Source organism: Pseudomonas sp. SB113, from assembly GCF_040754745.1.
Taxonomy (GTDB): Bacteria; Pseudomonadota; Gammaproteobacteria; order Pseudomonadales; family Pseudomonadaceae; genus Aquipseudomonas; species Aquipseudomonas grimontii.
On sequence record NZ_JBFMHW010000114.1, the window covers coordinates 1 to 506 of the forward strand.

Here is a 506-nt window from a genome sequence, read left to right on the forward strand (position 1 = left end):
TCAAAGGCGCGGCCTGATTTTCCGGGCCTCCGGCCCGGTACCGTTTGATTAGAACTGAGTTTGTCAGAGTGCGTCGTTCAACGGAGCACTTATTTGCTTTTGGATATAGAAATGGACCATCAGACATCCCCCGAGGCGGCGGACGCACGCCCTCCTATTGCGCGTTGGGAATTTATCGCGCTGGCCGCCGCTCTCATGGCGCTGAACGCTCTTGCCATCGATATCATGCTGCCCGGTCTTCAGGAGATTGGCGCGAGCCTCGGTGTGGCCGATGAGAACGCCAGGCAATATGTCATCACCGCCTACATCACCGGATTCGGCTTTGCGCAGCTCATCTACGGACCGGTTTCCGATCGTTTCGGACGCCGCGCACCACTGCTTTTCGGCCTGACCGTCTATGTGGCAGCAGCCATTGCCTGCGTCTTCGTGCCCAGCTTTACGCTGCTGCTGGCATTCCGCTTCATGCAGGGACTGGGTGCCGCGGCAACGCGCGTCATCGCTATATC

General features: G+C 58.9%; 1 protein-coding gene. It reads left to right on the forward strand.

From position 1 onward, the window contains the following. Positions 1-111: 111 nt before the first annotated feature. A partial coding sequence (locus AB1462_RS31720) for an MFS transporter (RefSeq protein ID WP_367249031.1) occupies positions 112-506 on the forward strand: 395 nt, incomplete at its 3' end.